A 20,889-nucleotide genomic window follows, 5' to 3' on the forward strand; every position below is an offset into this window, starting at 1 on the left:
ATATGGATATTGAAATCATCATCAGAGATAAAGTCGTTGAGGCGATTGAGAAACTTTACAGTCAGAAAGTAGATCCCGACCAGATACAAATTCAGAATACCCGTAAGGATTTTGAGGGTGATAAAACTGTTGTGGTTTTCCCTTTTCTTCGGTTTTCAAAGAAATCTCCTGAACAGACAGGCGAGGAGTTGGGAAATTTGTTGGCTGCGGAAGTGAGTGAAATTGCTGGTTTCAATGTTGTGAAAGGCTTTCTGAACCTGGTTATTGACGGTAGCTACTGGATTAATCAGCTGAACGAGGCGGCCGGAAATGAGCAGTATGGATTTTCTCCGGTTTCCGAAGAGTCGGAGCTGGTGATGATTGAGTATTCCTCGCCAAATACCAATAAGCCATTGCATCTGGGACACATACGTAACAATCTCCTTGGTTTCTCGATTAGCGAAATTATGAAGGCCAATGGAAACAAGGTGGTGAAAACCAACATTGTTAACGACCGTGGTATTCATATCTGCAAATCGATGTATGCCTGGAAGACGCTGGGAAATGGAGAAACACCAGCTTCATCGGGGAAAAAAGGCGATCACCTGGTAGGAGAGTACTATGTGAAATTTGACCAGTTGTATAAAAAAGAAATTGCGGAACTGATTGCCGGTGGCATGTCGGAGGACGAGGCGAAGGATAAAGCGCCATCTATTCAGGCTGCCCGTGATATGCTTCGTAAGTGGGAAGCGAATGATCCGGAAATCCGTAAGCTATGGGAAGATATGAACGGCTGGGTTTACCAAGGATTTGACGAGACCTATAAACTGTTGGGGGTTGATTTTGACAAGATATATTACGAATCTGATACTTACCTGATTGGCCGTGATGAAGTAGTTCGCGGACTGGACGAAGGTTATTTCTATCGCCGGGAAGACGGCTCAGTATGGGCAGATTTGTCGGCTGAAGGACTGGACGAAAAAATTCTGCTGCGCTCCGACGGTACATCGGTTTATATGACCCAGGATATTGGGACCGCCAAAATGCGTTATCAGGACTACGATATTAATCACATGATTTATGTGGTTGGGAACGAGCAGAATTATCACTTCCAGGTATTGGCTATTTTGTTAGATAAGCTGGGATATGAGTGGGGTAAAGACCTGTATCACTTTTCTTACGGAATGGTCGAACTTCCTCATGGAAAAATGAAATCGCGCGAAGGAACTGTCGTCGACGCCGATGATCTCGTTGAGGAAATGATTGACGTTGCGCGTAAAGTATCGGAAGAACTGGGCAAGCTGGACGGCTATTCGGAGGAGGAGAAAAAGAATATTTACCGAATTGTGGCGTTGGGTGCTTTGAAATATTTCATCCTAAAAGTCGATCCGCGCAAGAATATGCTTTTCAATCCGGAGGAATCCATCGATTTCAACGGAAATACTGGACCGTTCATTCAATATACGTATGCGCGAATTCAAAGTGTGCTTCGTAAAGCTGTTGACTCAGGAATTGACATTCCGGCGGTGGCACCTTCTATGGATTGCAATGCCAAGGAAATTGAGCTGGTTAAAGCGGTTAACCGTTTCCAGTTTGTTGTGAAGGAAGCTGGTGATAACCATAGCCCTGCGATTGTCGCCAACTATATTTACGATCTGGTGAAGGAGTTCAACCAGTTTTATCACGATTACAGTATCATGAATGAACCCGACGAGACGGTGCGTTCCTTCCGGTTGGTGCTGGCCCGGACGGTTGGCCAGACCATTAAGAACGGTTTCTCTTTGTTGGGAATCGAAGTTCCAGAGAGAATGTAAAGAACCTTATAACATACAAGCAACCCCGATTATCTGCGGATTTTCGGGGTTTCTTTTTGTCTGCGTGTTTAGCTCAAGCAGTTAGTATGACTGCCGCGTGGAAAAATTTTTACCTTTAGGCAACAAAAAATTTAACATATGAATCTATTTGAATTTCTCGGCTGGTTCGGAAACATCATTCTTAGTATCGGCGTTATTCCGCAAGTCATCCAAACATGGCGCACACACGATGTTTCAAGCTTTAACTGGCCATTTCTTCTGATGTGGGCTTTTGGTGTTCTATTCACGTTTGTATATATCGCACAAGGCGATATGGTTCGTGGTTCGTTTCAATGGCCACTTTGGCTCAATTATATAGTTAACATATTAGCAACCTTCTATTTAGTTTATGCTAAATATAAATATGGAAAAACAGTGACAACTAAATAAGCATTTTGTTGCGTAGGGGGTGAAATATTTGTAACCATATTTACGTTACAGTAGTAACATTTAATGATTGTTCATTTCAATAATGAACAAAAGGGGACATTGAACTAACTACAAACATTTTTTACGCAATTAGCATGTTGCTGTTATGGAGAGGATTGCTGTTTTTTACATAGATACTACCATTGTCTCGAAGATACTGGATGCTGTTTCGGAATGTTCCGGGTTCAGTGCCGTATTTTTGAATGATAAATCCTCTTTTGCTAAGGATATTCAGCGTATCAACCCGAATCTTTTCATCACAGGTCTCGATGATTTTAAGGATATGGTGGAAGAGTCAGCTATGCGTGATATCCTGTATTCCGGAAAGTTCAAGGTTGTCCTAATCGACAATTCCGGGAACAACGATCTTTCTGAACTTCCTGAATTTGTATCCATCATCTCTGACGAGCTTAATCCAAACAGCATGCGGATTTTGCTCAAGGAAATGGTAAGCGAATGCAAGCGGGAAATCCAAACCAGCGAGCATCTCGATTGGGTTATACAACATATTCCAACAGCCATTTTCTGGAAAGATGCCCGTTTGAAGTATATGGGGTGCAACCAGATTTTCGCTGGTGACCGCGGATTGAATAACCTTGAGCAGGTGATTGGCCTGACCGATTTTGATTTGTTCTCGTCGGATGAAGCGGTGAACAATATTGCCAGGGATCGGGAGGTACTTTCAACCGGTCAGTCCATGATAAACTACGTGGAAGCCATCCTTAACCGGGATGGGAAAACGGAATGGTTGCGGAAAAGTAAGATTCCCATGCGCAATGAAAAAGGCGACATCATCGGCATTCTGGGAATGTATGAGAAAATCACCGATCAGAAACTGGCAGAGGCGGAATTGAAAAAGGAGAAGGACTTTCTCCAGATGCTGATGGATAATATTCCTGATACGATATACTTTAAAAATACAAAGTCGGAATTCACCCGTATTAATCAAGCACAAGCCAACCTGTTCGGAATAGAGACACCTGAAGAAGCCATTGGCAAAACGGATGCCGACTATTTTGACAAACGGCATGCCCGGCAGGCCTTAAACGATGAGCAGGAGTTGTTCTCTAAAGGCATTCCGCTTGTCAATCAGGTGGAAAAAATTGTTACAGCAAAAGGCTTGAAGTATGTTACGGCCACTAAAATACCGATTCGCAATCAGGCGGATAGAATTATTGGCCTCGTTGGAATATCCCGGGATGTAACCAGGGAACAGGTGTATGAGGAGAAACTGCGTCAGCAACAGGAGCTGGTTGACACATTCCTGAAAAACAGTCCCGACATTATTTATTACAAGGACAGAAAAGCCAGGTATACCCGTATAAACGAGGCGCATGCGAGACTGATGAGATTGGAAAAGCCGGAAGATGCCATAGGAAAAACTGATTTCGAGTTTCATGATCGCGAATTTGCTGAGCAATCTTTTCAGGATGATATGAATTTGATGAGAACCGGAGAAGCAATTGTGGACAAACTGCAGGAATTTGTGGATGCATACGGTGAACTTCGGTATATGACAACAACCAAAATCCCGATTAGAGAGAAGAATGGACGAGTTATTGGTTTGGTTGGCGTTTCGCGAGATTATTCCGAAAGGAAACAAATGGAAGATCGGTTAGAGCATGAGCGTCAGTTGTTAAGAATTCTGATGGATAGTGTACCCGACGGTATCTATTTTAAAGATGCAGAATCGCGGTTTACCCGGATCAATAAGGCAATGGGCCAATTGCTTGGAATAGAAAATGCAGATGAGGCGATCGGGAAAACCAAATCTGATTTTTTCAGAGAGAAAGAAATACAAGAGATTATTCTTGATGAAAAAGAGCTGCTACAAACCGGAAAGCCAATCATCAATAAGCCGGAAAAACTGACACTGGCAGATGGAACCATTCGTTGGATGTCGGCCACAAAGATGCCGGTTCGCGATGTTGAGGGGAACATAATCGGTCTGGTTGGTATTTCGAGAGACAACACGATTGAAGTTGAGGCTAAAAAGCATCTGGAAATAGCCAAAAATAAAGCGGAGGAGGCGAACCGGGCCAAGAGCCTGTTTTTGGCCAACATGTCGCATGAGATTCGCACGCCGATGAACGGAGTAATCGGAATGGCAGATATTCTGAGAAAGACAAAACTCAATGAAGAGCAAACGGAATATCTCGACGTAATTACCAAATCGGGAAATAACCTGGTGGCTATTATTAACGACATTCTCGATTTCTCGAAAATTGAGTCCGGGCGAATGGAGTTGGAATCGACGCCCATCAATATTCGCAAGATTGTTGAGGATGTGGCTGACGTGTTGATTATAAAGTCGAATAATAAAGGGATCGACCTGGTGACTTATATCGATGCGTCGATTCCTGACATGGTGCTTGGTGATCCGGTGCGGTTACGGCAGGTGCTTATTAATCTGGCAAATAATGCTATCAAATTTACCAAAAGCGGCGAGGTGTTTATTTCAGCGGAATTGCAGAAGGTTAATTCGGAGGTTGAAGTACTGTTTAAGGTAAAAGATACCGGAATTGGAATTCCAAAAGAGGCCCAGGAAAAGTTGTTTGATTCGTTTACACAAGTCGATTCTTCAACGACCCGAAAGTACGGAGGTACCGGCCTGGGATTGGCTATTTCGAAACGATTGAGCGAACAGATGGGCGGAGAAATCGGTTTGGAAAGCGAAGTCAATCAGGGTTCCGTCTTTTGGTTTACCGCGAAGTTTAAAAAAGCATCGGCAGAAGTAGCCATCGACCAGCCGAAAGAAGTGATTGAGTTGGAAAATGTAAAGGTGTTGATTGTCGATGATAATCGGACCAACCGGTTAATCTTCTCAAAATACTTAGAGACCTGGGATTGTTCTTCGGATGAAGCTTCCAGTGGTATGGATGCATTGAAGAAATTGAAGAGTGCTGCTTCAAAGGGAAAGCCTTACGATATCGCCTTGGTTGATTTCCAGATGAGCGAGATGGACGGACTTGACTTTGCCAGCCGTGTGAAAAAGGACCCGGATATTGCTTCAACTAAACTAATATTACTGTCATCTGTTTCCGATATTTTACCGAGAGGGCAGGTTCAAAGTGCTGGTTTTGAGTATTATTTGAATAAGCCAATAAAACTCGATCAGTTGCTTAATATAATGGCTAAAGTAACTGGTAAGCAGTTGCCTGAATCATACGTTGACGCTGCTCGTCCGACGAATCAAGGAATTAACGGAAAGAAAAGAAATCTGAAAGTTTTGGTCGCGGAAGATAATGTGATCAACCAGAAGGTTGCCATGTTGACACTAAAGTGTGTGTCTGACTCCATTGATCTGGCCAAAGACGGAAAAGAAGCCTGGAGAATGTACCGCGATAACGAGTATGACTTGATTATGATGGATATACAGATGCCACAACTGAATGGTTATGAGGTAACGAAGATGATACGGAAAGAGGAGACGGAGCAAAATGGAAAACCGATAAAAATTGTTGCTATGACAGCAAACGCACTTCAGGAAGACATTGATTTGTGTTTGAGTATCGGGATGGACGGTTATTTAAGTAAGCCATTTAAAGCTGAAGATGTGATCGAGACCGTGGATAAGCTTTTTTAGGTTATTAATTATATACATGAAGAAAAATCCCCGCACTAAAATTTAGGTTGGGATTTTTCTTTAGTGTAACCCGATACGGTACGAGAATTTGACTAAGAAAATATTGTACGGTTGGTTGCCGTTGAATAAGTTATCGAAACTCCTGTCCAAATTAAAATCACCTAAGCTGTCGGAATAATCTCTTGATTGAGACCAAACAAGATAAACCGTTGAACCAGGCGTATATTCCCAGCGAACAACCAGATTAGATAGAAACTCGTTGAAATTAAAGTCCGGTTGCTCGAAGGAATAATCATTAGTTCCATCCTGATTTTCGTCGATGTAGTACATCTCCTCTGAATTGTTGTAAGTCAGCTGATTTGGAGAATAGAGCTGGAACCTGTCGGAGAATCGATCGGCTTTGGGATCGGTAATCATCTTAAACGCGTTGTATTTTCCGGAAGCGAAAAACGGTTGTCCCCAGTACTGAATGGTTAGATCGGGCGTCAGGTTAATGTTAACACGCATCGAAAAACTCAATACTTTTTGGTCGAGATGTGCCATCAGGTAGCGATTATTCCCGTTTACTGAATATTCATCCACATACTGCAACTCTCTTTTCTGTTTGTACAGCGATGGCTCCAAACTGAAATTGAGCGTATTGTTTGGTCTGTATTCAATTTCAGGTGAATACGAGCATGAGGTGCGACTGTTGTATTTGTTCCAGTTGTTACTTCCAAAGTAGGATAGTTTCAGTTTCTTGCGTTCGTCGGTCTCGATTCCGTACCAAATATTCAATCCTCCCGGGACAATCATACCCGGACCTCCCCGCAGAATGTAATTGTCTACCTCGTCGCTGTCGAAATTGATTCCGGAATGGAATGACCAATAGTTTTTAAACTCAATGTAACTATTTACATTCCCTCCGGAATTGAGGTATTGTCCGCTGAAATCCCATACGTTCCATTGGTTCAGGTTCAAATTGGCTTTCCGCATGATTCCTTTGGGCTCGTTAAAACGGTAACCCATCCAGAAAACCTGGAAAATCTGGTCGGTGGAGCGTAGGTAACCCACATCGTTCAGTTCAAGTCCCGGAGATTTAGCCATAGCAGCCAGCAGGAATTTCAGATCTCCGCCAATCTTTCCGAATTGGATATTTCCTCCATATCCCGAAAGGCTTGTTCTTGTGCTATCTAAATGAATATGTGTTGCGTCGGGTCGCTGATAATAATGTCTGGAAGAGGTTTGGGTTTCCAGTAGTGCCTCTTTAGTTCCCTCTACTTTACTAAAAGCTCCGTGTACAGAGAGCAGGTAATTTTTGTCGTTGAAATATTGGGTGAAATCAAGTCCTCCGGTTGTCGCCGAACGATGGAGGTAGTCTTTCAAAACATTATCGAGTTGGCGGGAAGTGTTGGTGACCATTCCGCCAATCAGTGTATTCCCTTTGTTTAAGTCTTTCTGCAAACGTCCAACGAAATAGTTGGTTAAAGGCTCTACCGTTTGTTTCCGCTGTTCTCCTTCGTATGCAATTTTTGCTTTTTCTTCCGCGGCAACACTTTCAATGATTCCGACCGACCAACCCGATTCCGTCTTGCCAGTTAATTTGGCTGCACCAATGATTGAGGTGTTTTTCGGACTGTCGATGTATTCGTTGTCTCGCAAGTCCGGTTCGTATTGAGGTCTGCGTCCTATTCGGCGCGAGTAAAACAGGTTCTCGGTGGAAAGATCGCCGTCACCAAATCCTAACGGGAAACTGGTAATACTTTTTCCTTCGATGAAGAAAGGGCGCTTTTCGCGGAAGAAAGTTTCGAAGGCAGTTAAATTGACTTCTGATGGATCCGCTTCTACCTGGCCGAAATCGGGATTAATGGTGAAGTCAAGAGTTAGGTTATTGGTTACACCAATCTTTCCGTCAAGGCCGGCATTCAACCGGTTTTTGTGGCCGGTCGAAAATGGATTGCCCTCTTCTTTTGGGTACGATTCTACTCCGGCCACCACGTAGGGAGTCAGGTCGAGCTGTTTCTTCGGTTTAATGTTGCTTAATCCCCCCAGTTCTCCGTACAAATAGACAAATCCGGGCGCATTGCGGGCAATCGGTTGCCAAAAATCGGTTTCGGCATAACGATAGATGTAACGTGCGGCCTCCAAACCCCAAACTGAAGATGAGTTCTTTTTAAAACGCAGCTGAGTAAAAGGTATTTTCATTTCGGCGCTCCAGCCCCACGAAGTCATGCTTGTTTTCACGTACCAAATCGGGTCCCAGGTGTCATCTTCATTGTCGCCGTCGTTGCTGACAGCTGCATCGCATTTAACTCCCGAAGCGGTTACCAGGAAAGTGAAAGCGGTACGGAGGTCATGATAACTGTCAAATGAAACGCCCACATAATCTCCGTCGAGATTGTCCCGCCGGCTCATTCTTCTGACGATGCTGTCGGGGGCGGTGTCGAAAGCTTTTATGCCAACATAAATAAAGTTATCGTCATACATAATTTTGAAAGTCGTATTCTGGCGGGGCGCTTTCCCTTCGTATGGCTCCCTTTGCGTAAAGCTGTCTTCCCACGGCCCGGATCGCCAGGCTGGTTCCGACAGATTTCCATCGATGGTGAGCGGTGACTGAAGTCTGGTGGCATTGTAGCGTTTCTTCTGAACGTCCTGTCCGAATACGTTACTCGCTATAATGAGAAAAAATATGAATAGAAAAAACGGTTTTTTCATGGTTTGAAATTCGCAGATTAGCTTTCATCTTAAAAGGACGCCGGAAAAGTCGTTTCGTTACACGTTTGTCTGACTTATTGTTTGCTTATTTCTAAGGTGCGTTGGTTAGTATTCTGATGAGTAGTGTGTTAGATGGGTTTGGCGGCAGCGTTATTGATGACAAATTGGTATAGATGAGTTACCAATTGTCGGCAATATGAAAGGGCATAGCTGAACAATTTTATATTTTCCTAATTCTGCCAATTCATTATCTTTGTACGCACTCAAAAAAACGGGAATACAAATGTTTGAAAATCTTACCGACAGGTTAGAGAAATCGTTTAAACTGCTCAAAGGTTCGGGGCAGATTACCGAGATAAATGTTGCCGAAACATTAAAGGATGTTCGTCGTGCACTGCTTGACGCCGACGTAAACTTCAAAATAGCCAAAGATTTTACCAATCGTGTGAAGGACAAAGCCATCGGGCAGAAAGTGCTCGAATCGGTGAAGCCGGGACAGATGATGGTCAAAATCGTTCACGACGAGTTGGCGGAACTGATGGGAGGCGAGACGGTTGATATTTCGTTAACGAAATCACCGTCAGTGATTCTGATGTCAGGTTTGCAGGGATCTGGTAAAACTACCTTTTCCGGAAAACTGGCCAATCGTTTAAAATCGAAGCAGAAAAAGAACCCGTTGTTGGTTGCCTGCGACATCTATCGTCCGGCTGCAATCGAGCAGCTTAAGGTAGTCGGCGAATCAATTGAGGTTCCGGTATATACAGAAGAAGGTGTTAAAGACCCGGTCAAGATTGCCAAAAATGCGATTAAGAAAGCAAAAGCAGAAGGCAATGACGTGGTCATTATCGATACCGCCGGTCGTTTGGCCATCGATGAGCAGATGATGCAGGAAATCGAGGCCATTAAAAAGGCTATCGATCCGGAGGAAACGCTCTTCGTGGTTGATTCCATGACAGGTCAGGACGCTGTGAATACGGCTAAAGAGTTTAACGAACGACTCGATTTCGATGGAGTTATTCTGACTAAACTCGATGGTGATACCCGTGGTGGTGCGGCACTTTCCATTCGTACGGTAGTTGAGAAACCTATCAAATTTGTGGGTACCGGCGAAAAAATGGATGCGATTGACGTTTTCCACCCGAGTCGTATGTCCGACCGGATTCTCGGTATGGGTGATATCGTTTCGTTGGTGGAGCGTGCTCAGGAGCAATTCGACGAAGAGGAAGCCCGCAAATTACAGAAGAAACTGGCGAAGAACCAGTTCAACTTCAACGATTTCCTGACGCAGATTCAGCAAATCAAAAAGATGGGTAACCTGAAGGATTTGGCTGCGATGATTCCGGGAATGCGCAAAGCTTTGAATAATATTGATTTGGAAGACGATGCCTTCAAGCACATCGAAGCCATTATCTATTCCATGACACCTGATGAGCGTGACAATCCGGCTTTGATTGATGGTTCCCGTCGTAAGCGTATCGCTACCGGTTCAGGAACGAACATTCAGGAAGTAAACCGTTTGATTAAGCAATTCGGGGAAACCCGGAAAATGATGAAGATGGTTTCGCAGGGCGGAAATGTGCGTAACATGGCTGCTAAAGCGCAACGTGGAAAAAGAAGATAAGTTCAATCATCAAAATAATATCTTCAATGATTTTACTGGACGGAAAAAAGACATCGGCCGAATTAAAAGCCGAGATTGCTGAAGAAGTAAAAGTGCTGAAAAGCAATGGCAAAAAAACTCCTCATCTGGCAGCGGTACTGGTTGGTCACGATGGCGGAAGCGAGTCGTACGTAGCTTTCAAGATGAAGGATTGCGCCGAGGTCGGTTTCAAATCGAGCCTGGTTCGTTTCGAAGACGACGTGACCGAAGAAGAATTGTTGGCGAAAGTGGACGAGTTGAATAATGATGAGGATGTGGACGGATTTATCGTTCAGTTGCCTTTGCCCAAACACATTTCCGAACAGAAAATTATTGAAGCGATTGACCCGAAGAAAGATGTGGACGGATTTCATCCGATTAATGTCGGGCGCATGGTTATTGGGCTGCCTTGCTTTGTTTCGGCTACGCCCGATGGTATCGTGGATTTGTTGAAGCGTTATAATATTGAAACGTCAGGTAAGAATTGTGTCGTGGTTGGACGAAGCAACATTGTCGGTCGCCCGTTGAGTGTCCTGATGTCTCAGAAAGCGATAAATGCCACGGTGACGGTTGCTCACAGCCGTACCAAGAACCTGAAAGAGTTGTGTGCCAGCGCTGATATTCTGATTGCAGCATTGGGTTCGCCTGAGTTCATTAAAGGTGACATGGTGAAAGAAGGAGCGGTTGTTATCGACGTAGGAACCACGCGTGTAAAATCGGATAAGACGAAATCGGGCTTTAAGCTGAAAGGCGATGTAGCATTTGATGAAGTAGCTGAAAAATGTTCTTACATCACGCCTGTTCCCGGAGGTGTTGGCCCGATGACCCGTGTATCGTTATTGAAAAATACCTTGTTGGCTGCGAAAGGTGAGATTTATTCGTAGCGTACTTTGAAATAAAAATATTGACTTTAAGAGCTGTCTGTCTGGCAGCTCTTTTTTTAGCTCTTCACGGTAGTTTAATCCGTTATAGATGAACCGAAACAGAGTTGAAAACGTTTTCTAAACTGAAAATATTCACTGCTTAATATAACCGTAGTATGAAAATGACACCAATGAAAGTTAGCCGATTTCAGGTTAGGTTATCCTGGATTTTCTCCCTTTTTCTGTTTACTGCCTGTGCAACGGTTCCGTTAACCGGAAGACAGCAGCTGAACCTGGTTCCTGAGTCTGAAATGTTGTCGATGAGTCTGACACAATACGATGACTTCCTGAAAAGTAATCAATTGTCCAACAATCAGCAGGAAACTGCAATGGTCAAGAGGGTCGGAAAGCGGATTGCCGCGGCGGTTGATCAATATCTGAAAGATAATGGTTTAGGAGATCGGGTGAAAGACTTTAACTGGGAGTTTAACCTGGTGAAAGATTCGGTAGCCAACGCATGGTGTATGCCCGGTGGAAAAGTGGTAGTTTATACCGGAATATTACCGATTACCAAAAATGAAAATGGTTTGGCCGTTGTAATGGGACACGAAATCGCCCATGCTATAGCACGCCACGGCAACGAGCGTATGAGCCAGGAGATGTTGGTTCAGCTCGGCGGAATGGGATTGGCGGCAGCTATCGATCAGAAGCCTGAAGAGACTAAAAAAATATATATGACTGCTTATGGAGTCGGCGCCCAGGTGGGAGCTATCCTTCCGTATTCGAGGAGTCACGAGCTGGAAGCGGATAAAATGGGGTTGATGTTTATGGCGATGGCCGGATATGATCCCCGAGGAGCAGTTGACTTTTGGAAGCGGATGGAGGCGAACGGAGGAAGCGGGATGCCCGAATTCCTTAGTACACACCCGGTTGATTCGCATCGGATTGCTCAAATAAAACAGGACTTACCGGAGGCTTTAAAATATTACCAACAGGCGAAGGATAATTAGCCTTCACTATCCATATTCGTTATAAATATTGCATTTTCTGTTTTACAACCTATTATTTGGTGTACATAATATGTTCTCTTTTAAGCTTTTTTAATTCTTTTTTATAATTTTGAAAAGATTCGAACAATACACAGAAAATTAAAATTTTCGAATATGGAAGGTATTGATAAAAAGGATGGAACTGATAATCACGACAAAGGTGATAAGAAGTTTCGTGAAGAGATTTATTCGAAAGCTGTAAGAGCTGGAAAAAGAACGTACTTTTTTGATGTAAAAATGACTCGTAAGGACGAGTATTATCTAACCATCACGGAAAGTAAGAAAAAGTTTGATCAGGATGGCAAGTACCATTTCGAAAAACACAAAATCTTCCTGTACAAAGAGGATTTCGGCAAATTTTCGGATGGACTTACAGAGATTATCGATTACATTCAGGAACGTCAGCCTTATGAACCTCGTGAAACTGAGGAAAAGGATGTACTAAAAGAGTACTCTGACGTTGAGTTCGAAGATTTGGCATCAAGCTAACAAAGCGGTTAAGAGAATAGAAGAACAGCCGCTGAAATACTCAGCGGCTGTTCTCGTTCTGGTAATATTTTCATAAGGTACTGAACCGGTAGCCTAACTAATCCCTAATCCTAAACCATTTTTCTTTCCTGCCGGATAGCCTCGTAGGCTTCGTTAACCTTTTGAAATTTTTCTTTAGCGGCTTTCTGAACATCTTCTCCGAGGTAGCTAACTTTATCGGGGTGATACTTTACGGCCATTTTGCGGTAGGCTTTCTTGATTTCATCCTCGGTGGCTGTTGAAGGTATCTCCAAAACCTGGTATGCCCAGTCCGTACTGGGAATGAACATAGATTCGATTGAATTGTAATCAGCATCGGATACCCCCAGGAAGTAGGCAATGTTTTTCACTAGTACTTTTTCCCGTGGATCAATCTCGCGGTCTGCAGCTGCAATGCCAAACAAAAAGTGTATCAGCTGTAGCCGCGAAGAGTAGTCCATGTGGCGTTTGATTTGGTGGCAGACTTCTGCAACCGGTATGTTTTGTTCCAGTAATCCTTTGAGCGATTTCACCGCTTCGGTAGCGGTTTCAACGCCAAAGTTTTGCTTGAAGAAGCTTTTTACGTAATCCAGTTCCGAACGGAGCACTTTGCCGTCGGCTTTTAGAACGGCTGCGACCAGCACCAGCAGGCTAACCACGTAGTCTCCCTGCGTTGTTGGTTTGCGTTGTTGTGTCTGGTCGTACGGATGTTGGTATTGATTGATATTTACATCGGCACTGTCGATAACCGAGCCGATAATAAAACCGATTAACCCTCCGATAGGGCCAAGGACCGTCCATCCCAGGCCGCCGCCAATCCATTTAGCGAATTTTCCCATTGTTCTTAAAACGTTTATCCAATTCAACAACCTGCGGTATTACCAGGTTCGAGTTGTTGTTCTCAATAATGTAGTCAGCCAGTTTTCTCTTTTCCTCTTCCGGCCACTGATTCTGAATTCTTTTTTTTACCTGCTCGTAAGTTAGTTTGTCACGACTAACTACCCGTGCGATGCGTGTTTCTTCTGGTGCCGTTACGAGGATAATTTCATCCATGTTTTTGTAAAAGCCACTTTCAAACAAGATTGCGGCTTCGTAAATAATGTACGGGGCACGACCATTAACCGTCAGCCAATGCTCATAATGTGCGTGTACAACCGGATGAACCAGCTCGTTGACTTCCTTTAATAACGACTTATTGGAAAAGATAAAGTCGGCTAACTTCTTCCGATCCAGTTTCCCGTTTTCGAAATAGATAAAAGAGCCAAACAGGTTAATGAGGCCTTTTTTAATATCCTGATTTTCGTCCTGCAGCTTTTTGGCTTCGGCATCGGCTTCATAAACAGGCGCACCTAACAAACGGAAAATCTCGCAAATAGTAGACTTCCCGCTGCCTATCCCGCCGGTTACTCCAATTTGTTTCATTGGTTGCTGTTTTTCTTTTCCAGGATAAATTCGACTTCCTTAGGATAGTAATCGTACGAAATAATATTCTGTGGATGTTTTTCCATCGTTACCGGAAGTTTTTGACGCGAAGTGCTGATGCTGTCATAATCGATGGAAGGCTGGAAACTATCAGCACTGATTTGATCGTATTGGCTCAATCCCACCTTGTACGAAACCTTAATGGACGAGGGAAAAGCCTTCAGGTCAACGCTGTCGGGAACATGCTTGATGACGAGCGGAATTTCGCGGGTTCCTTCAGTTATTTGTTCTACGGGAATATTCAGTACTACGCGGCGGGGTATAAACTGTAATTCATTATTTGCGGCGATTGAAACATTTCGCTGAATGCTGTGTGAAAGATTCTTGTATTCTTGTCTCCGGGTCGATACAAATTTTAATGTATCCAAAACATCCTCGGGGCCTCTAACCACTACCGAGTCGGGTGTGGTATAAGGAGATTGTTTCAACATGTACTGGTTCAACAGGGTGACATTTACTTCCGGTTTGACCAGAAACTTTCGTTCAACAATCGGGTCGAAATTAAAATAGAGGCTGTCCGGGTAAATGTTCAGTACCTGGATTTCGTTACTAATCTGATTAACAATCATGCTCCGGTTGGCTTCGGTTGAAGCTGAAAAACCAAAGTGATTATTTTCTGAAACTTTGTGCTTGGTCTTCAGTTCACTCACGTTGATTAAAATGGGAGAGAAAGATAACCTGAGTTTGTGACGCAACAAGGTGAAGCCGTAAGCATTCACCGTACATTCCAGTCGCTGCGGAAGTGGTTGAGATAACTTCTGGTCGGTAGGAAGATCGATATATTTTACCGGAAAGGAGATACGGGCCGTGTAATTCTTACTGAGGTTATTCAGGGTCCAGAAAAAGGACGAAATCGCAAAGCAGATGAGAAATATAAACAGTTTGCCGTCGCGGCGAAGCGGATGTTCGTCACGGAAAAATCTTTTGATTTTATATATCCTTGTTCGTATTTCTCTAATCACGGCCAACTAAAATTTAAAAAAGGCTGGAAGAACCAGCCTTTTATCATTTTTGCTGCGGTGCGTCGCTGATGTCTTTTAGCACAACACTCTTGTCTACTTTTACCTTCACGTTAGGGGCAATTTCGAGGAAGATAATGTTGTCTTTAATTTCAACAATCCGTCCATACAATCCACCGGTAGTCACTACTTTATCGCCTTTTTGTAACGAAGAGCGGAAATTTCGTAGTTCTTTCTGACGTTTCATTTGGGGTCTGATCATGAAAAAATAGAAAACGACCATAATCAATACCAGGGGAAGAAAGGTCATCAATGGGTTGGTTTGCTGTTGTGCAATAACAAAGAGTAAGTTGTTCATCATTTTGTATTTATCAGTTTTTCAAATTGTTCGTTCAATACATGCGCCGTAACGGCAATTTTCTTTTTCAACCCGCTGTGGGTTTCAATCTCAATGGTTTTGAATTGGTTTCCCCATTCACCATCGGAGTTAAAGATAACTTCAATTGTGGATTTTTCTCCCGGTTGAACCGGTTTTTTCGGATATAAAATTTCCAAACATCCACATTCGTTATCTATTTTTGAGATGGTAAGCGGCTTGCCACCTGCGTTTTCAAAACGGAAGGAAAAAGAGACGACCTCTCCTGCCTTCAGGGTACCAAAATTATGGATTTCGTCGTGAAACTCAAATTTGGCCGGTCCCTTTTGTTGTACCGTTGTTGTATCTTTCGGAATACTATTCTTCTGACCTGGTTGGTTGTGACATCCCGCCAGGGACAGCAATACGGAAATGTAAATGAAGATAGTAAAACGGCTCATCTATTTTTATTTTCCATCCAACAGTCCGCGGCCGGCTTTTACAATGCGGCCATCTTCCTGGAAATCTTTGCTTATCCGGTCGAGTACACCATTAATAAAGGTTGAGCTACGTTTCGTACTGTAATATTTCGACAGCTCAATATATTCGTTCAGCGTCACCTTAATCGGGATGGACGGGAAATCAGTCAGCTCAGTAATGGCAAGTTCCAGGATAAGAATATCCATCAGCGCCACACGTTCCACATCCCAGTTTTTGGTGTACGACTCGATGATTTTGTGATTCTCTTCGTGCTTCAGAATCGTTTTCCGGAACAGCTTAACGGTGTAATCCTTGTCTTCATCATCTTTATAAAGAGAAAGCAGACGAAGAGTCGGAGAGGGATCTTGTTTTACCTTCTTTATGGTTTTGATGACCATACTGATGACAAAATCCAAATCGTCGTTCCAGTAAATACTTTGTTCTTCCAGCTCGCTTTCGAAAAGTTCGTTGTTGAGAACCAACTCAGCAAAGAAACGTTCGCAAAGCTTTTGGTCGGCCTGAATGCTGCTTGTTTCGGCTGTGAGGTATTGCTTGTAAAATTCCGCTTCTGCCAGCTCAAGGTAGAGCTTTCGAATGAGTTCCGGATTGTTCTTCCAGCTGATTTTGTTGTCCTCGATGTATTTATTCAACGCTTCGTTCTCTTTCAGCCGGTTGATAATCCGGTTGTCGATAAAGCGGGTATTGGGGTGAAGATCATCCCACGACGGAATGTTTTTACGCTTTCCGGCAGTCTGTCGTTCTTCGGCAAAATCGCGAACTTCGATGAGCAGAGCAAACAGTAAGTGATAAAGGTCGTATGTTTTACGGATGCTGAAGTTTAGTTCTGATTCTGATTGGTTAATGGTTTTTCCCGGTGTGGTAAAGTGGGCATACAGAATCTGCAATACTTTGGTGCGGATGATCCTACGGCTAATCATAATCGGGTAAGAACTTTCTTTTTATTAGATTTCCTATTGCTAATTGTTACGAGGGCAAAAATACAACATTTATTGGATGTACAGACCAATTCGGTTGACGTTCGTTGTTTTATTTACTATTTATTGATATTGAGCCGTATACCGATAGGCTCAGGATGGACGTTCTTGCTCATCGAAACTTTGTGCTGAATCGGGCGAAATGGTGTTTTCTTCAACCTTCTCCTCTGTTGAAACGAATTCATCATCATCTTCTTCCCAGTGATGCTGCTCTTCAGGCGGGCCTTTTTTTCGGTAGACGACTGCCAAAACCAATCCCGATATGCCTCCCCGGAGATGACCTTCCCATGAGATTTCCGGTTTCATGGGAAAGATTCCCCAAAACAGTCCTCCATATAGGAAGACCACAATAATGGAAATGGTGAGCAGGCGAACATTGTTGCGAACGACACCACTCATAAAAAGGAAGGCAGCGAGTCCGTATATGACACCGCTGGCGCCAATATGCCAGGCTTCCCGTGCTCCCAGCCAAACGAATGTTCCCGACAAAATCCAAATAAGGAAAAAGATGCGATAGGCCAGATCACGGTAGAAGAATAAAAGCGCGACGGTGAGGATAAATAGTGGGACGGTATTAGCCATCAGGTGGCTGAAGCTACCGTGAACCAAAGGAGCGGTAATGATTCCGAGCAGGCCTTTCACATGAAGAGGATAGATTCCTCCCTGGACCAAATCAAGATGAAATTCTGATTCGAATAACCTGATTAGCCAAAGCAAGACAACAAGGAAAGTAGGAAAGAACAGGCTGTGCCTGAAAATCCGCTTGTCCAGTTGTCGTTGCTCTTCGGTGTAATTATTGCCCGGAATGTACCGGAATATGCTCATTTTTTCATTTTTTGCCGTAGTAGATTTCCAAACGTATGAATGTCTTCTTCGGTGGTGTCGAACGAAGTCATCCAACGCACCTCGTTGCGTTGCTCATCCCAGGTATAAAAGAAAAATTCTTTTTGTAACTCAGGAATCAATTCGCCGGGAATGATAGCAAATACGCCGTTGGCATCTACTGGTTGGGTGATTTCAACACCTTCGATGGAGCGAATTTCTTCTTCGAGTAATTTTGCCATACGGTTGGAGTGTGTGGCGTTTTCCTTCCACAAGCCATTTCCCAGATAAGGAATAAACTGGGCACTGATGAAGCGCATCTTGGAACTCAACTGTGCTGCCTGTTTTCGGAAATATTTCGTTAAAGTAGCCAGCTCAGGACGGAAGAAAACAACAGCTTCACCCATCATCATTCCATTTTTGGTACCGCCGAAAGAGAGAATATCGACTCCGGCATCGCGGGTGAATTCGCGGAAGTTCATGTCGAGTGCGACAGCGGCATTGGCTAAACGGGCGCCATCCATGTGCAGGTACATACCGTGTTCGTGGGCTAATTCGGCTAGCGCTTGAATCTCTTCCTTTTTATATACGGTTCCCAGTTCGGTTGCCTGTGTGATGCTGATGACTCCGGGCTGAGCATGATGTTCGAAACCAAAGCCATGCAGTTCCGGTTTGATGTCGTCCGGGCGCAGCTTACCGTCGGATGTTTTGATGGGAATCAGTTTGCAGCCGGTGAATTTTTCCGGGGCACCGCATTCGTCCACCTGGATGTGTGCTGTTTCGGCACAGATGATGGAATTGAATGAGCGGGAAGCTGATTTTAAACTGAGAATATTGGCACCAGTGCCATTGAATACAAAAAATACTTCGGTATCGTTGCCAAACTCTTTCTTAAAAAGTTGAGTGGCTTGCTCGGTCCATTTGTCGCCGCCATAGCCGACAGCATGGCCCTGGTTGGCTTCTGCCATTGCTTTCAGAATATCGGGGTGAATCCCGGAATTATTGTCGCTGGCAAAGCCCCTTTCATGTGTCATGTATCAATCTTATTTTTAAATTAAACTTTCAGGTGTTACTCCTGTGATCGCTCGGTTTTTGTACCGGTTTGAAGTTACGATATTAACTATTCTGCACAAAAATATGTTTCTTTTTAGATTAAATTGTCGTATTTTCAAATGCACGGAAGTATTGATTTTAGTGGTTATCCAAACCGGATGGCCATTTTTTCACTGCTATTATGGGTGATAACTTGGTAAAGGTTTTGAGATGAGAAAAAAAGAGAAAGCTGTCGTTAGTATTTTCTGGTTTCGGCGCGACTTGCGGCTGGAAGACAACATCGGTCTCATGCATGCCCTGAAAACCAGGGAAAATGTGTTGCCAGTGTTTATTTTCGATCCGGAAATATTTCAGCGGGATCAAAAGAACCGAAATGTCCAGGTAGGTTTTGTTTATGATGCATTGCTGAGTATTAAGGAAAAACTGGAAACCCTTGGTTCCGATCTTTATGTCGCCGCAGGAAAACCTCTTGACGTTTTCAAAACGTTGATGGAAACGTATCACATATTTAGTGTTTATGCCAACCGGGAATATGAACCCTACACGCTTCAGCGGGATGAAGAAATAGCTTCTTTTTTGAACCAACATGAGGTGGAGTTTCATACCTATAAGGATCATGTTTTATTTGAAAAAGACGAAATAGTAAAAGATAATGGTGAGCCGTATACGGTTTTCACTGCCTACAAGCAACGGTTTCTGCGAAAGCTGAATCAATCGATGGTTGTGCCCGCCCCCATTTCCAAGTATGCCCATAACTTTTTCAGGACGATGCCAATACCGATGCCATCGTTGGAAGAAATGAAATATTCGCGGGTGGACGTGCCGATTCCTCCCCGTAAATTACCTGCCGAATTGCTGAAAAGTTATGAGTCGGAGCGGGATTTTCCGGCACGGAACGGAACGTCACATTTGAGTGTCCATTTGCGGTTTGGAACGGTTAGTATCCGCAAAGTAACCGCATTGGCTATGCAGCATTCCGATACATTTCTGAGCGAATTGATTTGGCGAAATTTCTACAGCGTTATTTTGTGGTTCTTCCCGGAGGTCGTTCACCGATCTTTCAAACCGGCTTATGATGATATCGTTTGGGAGAACAAAAAAGAGCAGTTCGAGGCCTGGTGTGAAGGACGAACCGGCTACCCGTTGGTCGATGCCGGGATGCGTGAACTGAACGCTACAGGTTACATGCACAACCGCGTGCGGATGGTTGTTGCCAGTTTCCTTTGCAAGCACTTGCTAATCGATTGGCGCTGGGGCGAAGCGTATTTTGCCAGTAAGTTGCTCGATTATGATCTGGCTTCGAATAATGGTGGCTGGCAATGGGCTGCCGGTTCAGGAAATGACGCGGCACCTTATTTTCGGGTGTTTAACCCGGAATTGCAGGCCAAGAAATTCGATCCAAAAGGTGAGTACATTGTAAAATGGGTCCCGGAATATGGAACCATGTCCTATCCGAAACCCATTGTCGTCCATGCCGAAGCCCGCGAACGGGCACTTACACGTTATGCTGAAGCAGTAAAAGCGAAAGCTTAGTTTTTGCCTTCAATCCAGCTTACAATCTTCTTTGAATCGGGTTTATCCTGCGGCCAGGCAACCCCGACAAGGTGTCCTGTTTTATCAATCATGAATTTCTGGAAGTTCCATTTGATCGGTGCGTCCATCACACCGTTCTTTGATTTTTCTGTGAGCCATTGATAGAGTGGGGCCATGTCATCACCTTTCACGGAGATTTTTGACATCATCGGGAATGTGACATCGTAATTTTCGGTACAGAATGTTTTAATCTGCGCATTGGTACCCGGTTCCTGGTGCATAAAGTTATTGGCCGGAAAGCCAACGATGACAAACTTGTCGGGTCCGTATTTCCTGTAAATGGCTTCGAGTTGTTTGTACTGTGGCGTGAATCCACATTTGGAAGCAGTATTCACGATCAGCACTTTCTTGCCTTTCAGTGATGCCATATCAAATGGGTGTCCATCAATATCTGTAACCTTGAAATCGTAAATGGTTTTTTCCTGCGCAAATGTGGTGAGCGTCATCGTCAGGATGGAAATTAGCAAAAAGAATTTTTTCATAACCTGTCAGTTTTTATTTCGGATTTAATAACAATAAACTCAGGTAAAAAGTTGCTTCCGGTAATTTTC

At 43.8% G+C, this 20,889-nt stretch carries 18 protein-coding genes; 8 read left to right on the forward strand and 10 right to left on the reverse strand.

Translation table 11 applies throughout. From position 1 onward, the window contains the following. Positions 1-2: 2 nt before the first annotated feature. From argS to GJU87_RS05580, 3 genes are all read left to right on the forward strand, one after another. Entirely contained in the window at positions 3-1,793 is a 1,791-nt protein-coding gene (gene argS / locus GJU87_RS05570) for an arginine--tRNA ligase (protein ID WP_153638611.1), read from the forward strand. A gap of 138 nt (positions 1,794-1,931) precedes the next feature. Further along, positions 1,932-2,222, forward strand: coding sequence for a PQ-loop domain-containing transporter (locus GJU87_RS05575; protein WP_153638612.1), 291 nt, complete (start codon positions 1,932-1,934; stop codon positions 2,220-2,222). Positions 2,223-2,367: 145 nt separating this feature from the next. Then, positions 2,368-5,847 (forward strand): PAS domain-containing hybrid sensor histidine kinase/response regulator, encoded by a 3,480-nt coding sequence (locus GJU87_RS05580; RefSeq protein WP_153638613.1) that lies wholly within the window; start codon positions 2,368-2,370, stop codon positions 5,845-5,847. Positions 5,848-5,907: 60 nt separating this feature from the next. Here the strand turns inward: GJU87_RS05580 and GJU87_RS05585 are convergent, their stop codons facing one another. After that, positions 5,908-8,541 (reverse strand): DUF5916 domain-containing protein, encoded by a 2,634-nt coding sequence (locus GJU87_RS05585; RefSeq protein ID WP_153638614.1) that lies wholly within the window; start codon positions 8,539-8,541, stop codon positions 5,908-5,910. 283 nt (positions 8,542-8,824) lie between these two features. On the opposite strand from GJU87_RS05585, the gene ffh reads away from it, so the two are divergent. From ffh to GJU87_RS05605, 4 genes are all read left to right on the forward strand, one after another. Then, entirely contained in the window at positions 8,825-10,162 is a 1,338-nt protein-coding gene (ffh, locus tag GJU87_RS05590; RefSeq protein ID WP_153638615.1) for a signal recognition particle protein, read from the forward strand. Positions 10,163-10,188: 26 nt separating this feature from the next. Then, positions 10,189-11,064, forward strand: a complete 876-nt coding sequence (gene folD / locus GJU87_RS05595) for a bifunctional methylenetetrahydrofolate dehydrogenase/methenyltetrahydrofolate cyclohydrolase FolD (RefSeq protein ID WP_153638616.1) — start codon at positions 10,189-10,191, stop codon at positions 11,062-11,064. Between the two features lie 170 nt (positions 11,065-11,234). Then, positions 11,235-12,053 (forward strand): M48 family metallopeptidase, encoded by an 819-nt coding sequence (locus tag GJU87_RS05600; protein ID WP_153638617.1) that lies wholly within the window; start codon positions 11,235-11,237, stop codon positions 12,051-12,053. A 153-nt stretch (positions 12,054-12,206) separates the two neighbouring features. Further along, positions 12,207-12,581: a DUF3276 family protein gene (locus GJU87_RS05605; RefSeq protein WP_153638618.1), complete on the forward strand. Its 375-nt coding sequence runs from the start codon at positions 12,207-12,209 to the stop codon at positions 12,579-12,581. A 110-nt stretch (positions 12,582-12,691) separates the two neighbouring features. Here the strand turns inward: GJU87_RS05605 and GJU87_RS05610 are convergent, their stop codons facing one another. The 8 genes from GJU87_RS05610 to GJU87_RS05645 all read right to left on the reverse strand — a co-directional run bounded on the left by GJU87_RS05610 (position 12,692) and on the right by GJU87_RS05645 (position 18,726). After that, positions 12,692-13,438, reverse strand: a complete 747-nt coding sequence (locus tag GJU87_RS05610) for a TerB family tellurite resistance protein (RefSeq protein ID WP_153638619.1) — start codon at positions 13,436-13,438, stop codon at positions 12,692-12,694. Next, positions 13,422-14,021 carry a dephospho-CoA kinase gene (coaE, locus tag GJU87_RS05615; RefSeq protein ID WP_153638620.1) on the reverse strand — a complete coding sequence of 200 codons (600 nt, stop codon included), beginning with the start codon at positions 14,019-14,021 and terminating at the stop codon, positions 13,422-13,424. The genes GJU87_RS05610 and coaE overlap by 17 nt, the downstream gene beginning before the upstream one ends. Then, positions 14,018-15,043 carry a YbbR-like domain-containing protein gene (locus GJU87_RS05620; RefSeq protein ID WP_153638621.1) on the reverse strand — a complete coding sequence of 342 codons (1,026 nt, stop codon included), beginning with the start codon at positions 15,041-15,043 and terminating at the stop codon, positions 14,018-14,020. Before GJU87_RS05620 ends, coaE begins: the two co-directional genes overlap by 4 nt. Before the next feature lie 43 nt (positions 15,044-15,086). Next, positions 15,087-15,401 carry a preprotein translocase subunit YajC gene (gene yajC, locus GJU87_RS05625; RefSeq protein ID WP_170108998.1) on the reverse strand — a complete coding sequence of 105 codons (315 nt, stop codon included), beginning with the start codon at positions 15,399-15,401 and terminating at the stop codon, positions 15,087-15,089. Further along, entirely contained in the window at positions 15,398-15,856 is a 459-nt protein-coding gene (locus tag GJU87_RS05630) for a DUF1573 domain-containing protein (protein WP_153638622.1), read from the reverse strand. The genes yajC and GJU87_RS05630 overlap by 4 nt, the downstream gene beginning before the upstream one ends. A gap of 6 nt (positions 15,857-15,862) precedes the next feature. Further along, positions 15,863-16,813 carry a transcription antitermination factor NusB gene (nusB, locus tag GJU87_RS05635; RefSeq protein WP_153638623.1) on the reverse strand — a complete coding sequence of 317 codons (951 nt, stop codon included), beginning with the start codon at positions 16,811-16,813 and terminating at the stop codon, positions 15,863-15,865. A 150-nt stretch (positions 16,814-16,963) separates the two neighbouring features. After that, complete coding sequence (locus GJU87_RS05640; RefSeq protein WP_153638624.1) at positions 16,964-17,695, reverse strand: rhomboid family intramembrane serine protease; 732 nt, start codon at positions 17,693-17,695, stop codon at positions 16,964-16,966. Next, a complete protein-coding gene (locus GJU87_RS05645) occupies positions 17,692-18,726 on the reverse strand; it encodes a low specificity L-threonine aldolase (RefSeq protein ID WP_153638625.1) in 1,035 nt (344 codons plus the stop codon). The genes GJU87_RS05640 and GJU87_RS05645 overlap by 4 nt, the downstream gene beginning before the upstream one ends. Positions 18,727-18,955: 229 nt before the next feature. Between GJU87_RS05645 and GJU87_RS05650 the strand changes: the two genes are divergently transcribed. Next, complete coding sequence (locus GJU87_RS05650; protein ID WP_153638626.1) at positions 18,956-20,278, forward strand: deoxyribodipyrimidine photo-lyase; 1,323 nt, start codon at positions 18,956-18,958, stop codon at positions 20,276-20,278. On the opposite strand, the gene GJU87_RS05655 is transcribed toward GJU87_RS05650, so the two are convergent. Next, a complete protein-coding gene (locus tag GJU87_RS05655; RefSeq protein WP_373921485.1) occupies positions 20,275-20,784 on the reverse strand; it encodes a glutathione peroxidase in 510 nt (169 codons plus the stop codon). The genes GJU87_RS05650 and GJU87_RS05655 overlap by 4 nt on opposite strands. Positions 20,785-20,889: the final 105 nt, after the last annotated feature.

The sequence above is a fragment of the Prolixibacter sp. NT017 genome, from assembly GCF_009617875.1.
Lineage (GTDB): Bacteria > Bacteroidota > Bacteroidia > Bacteroidales > Prolixibacteraceae > Prolixibacter.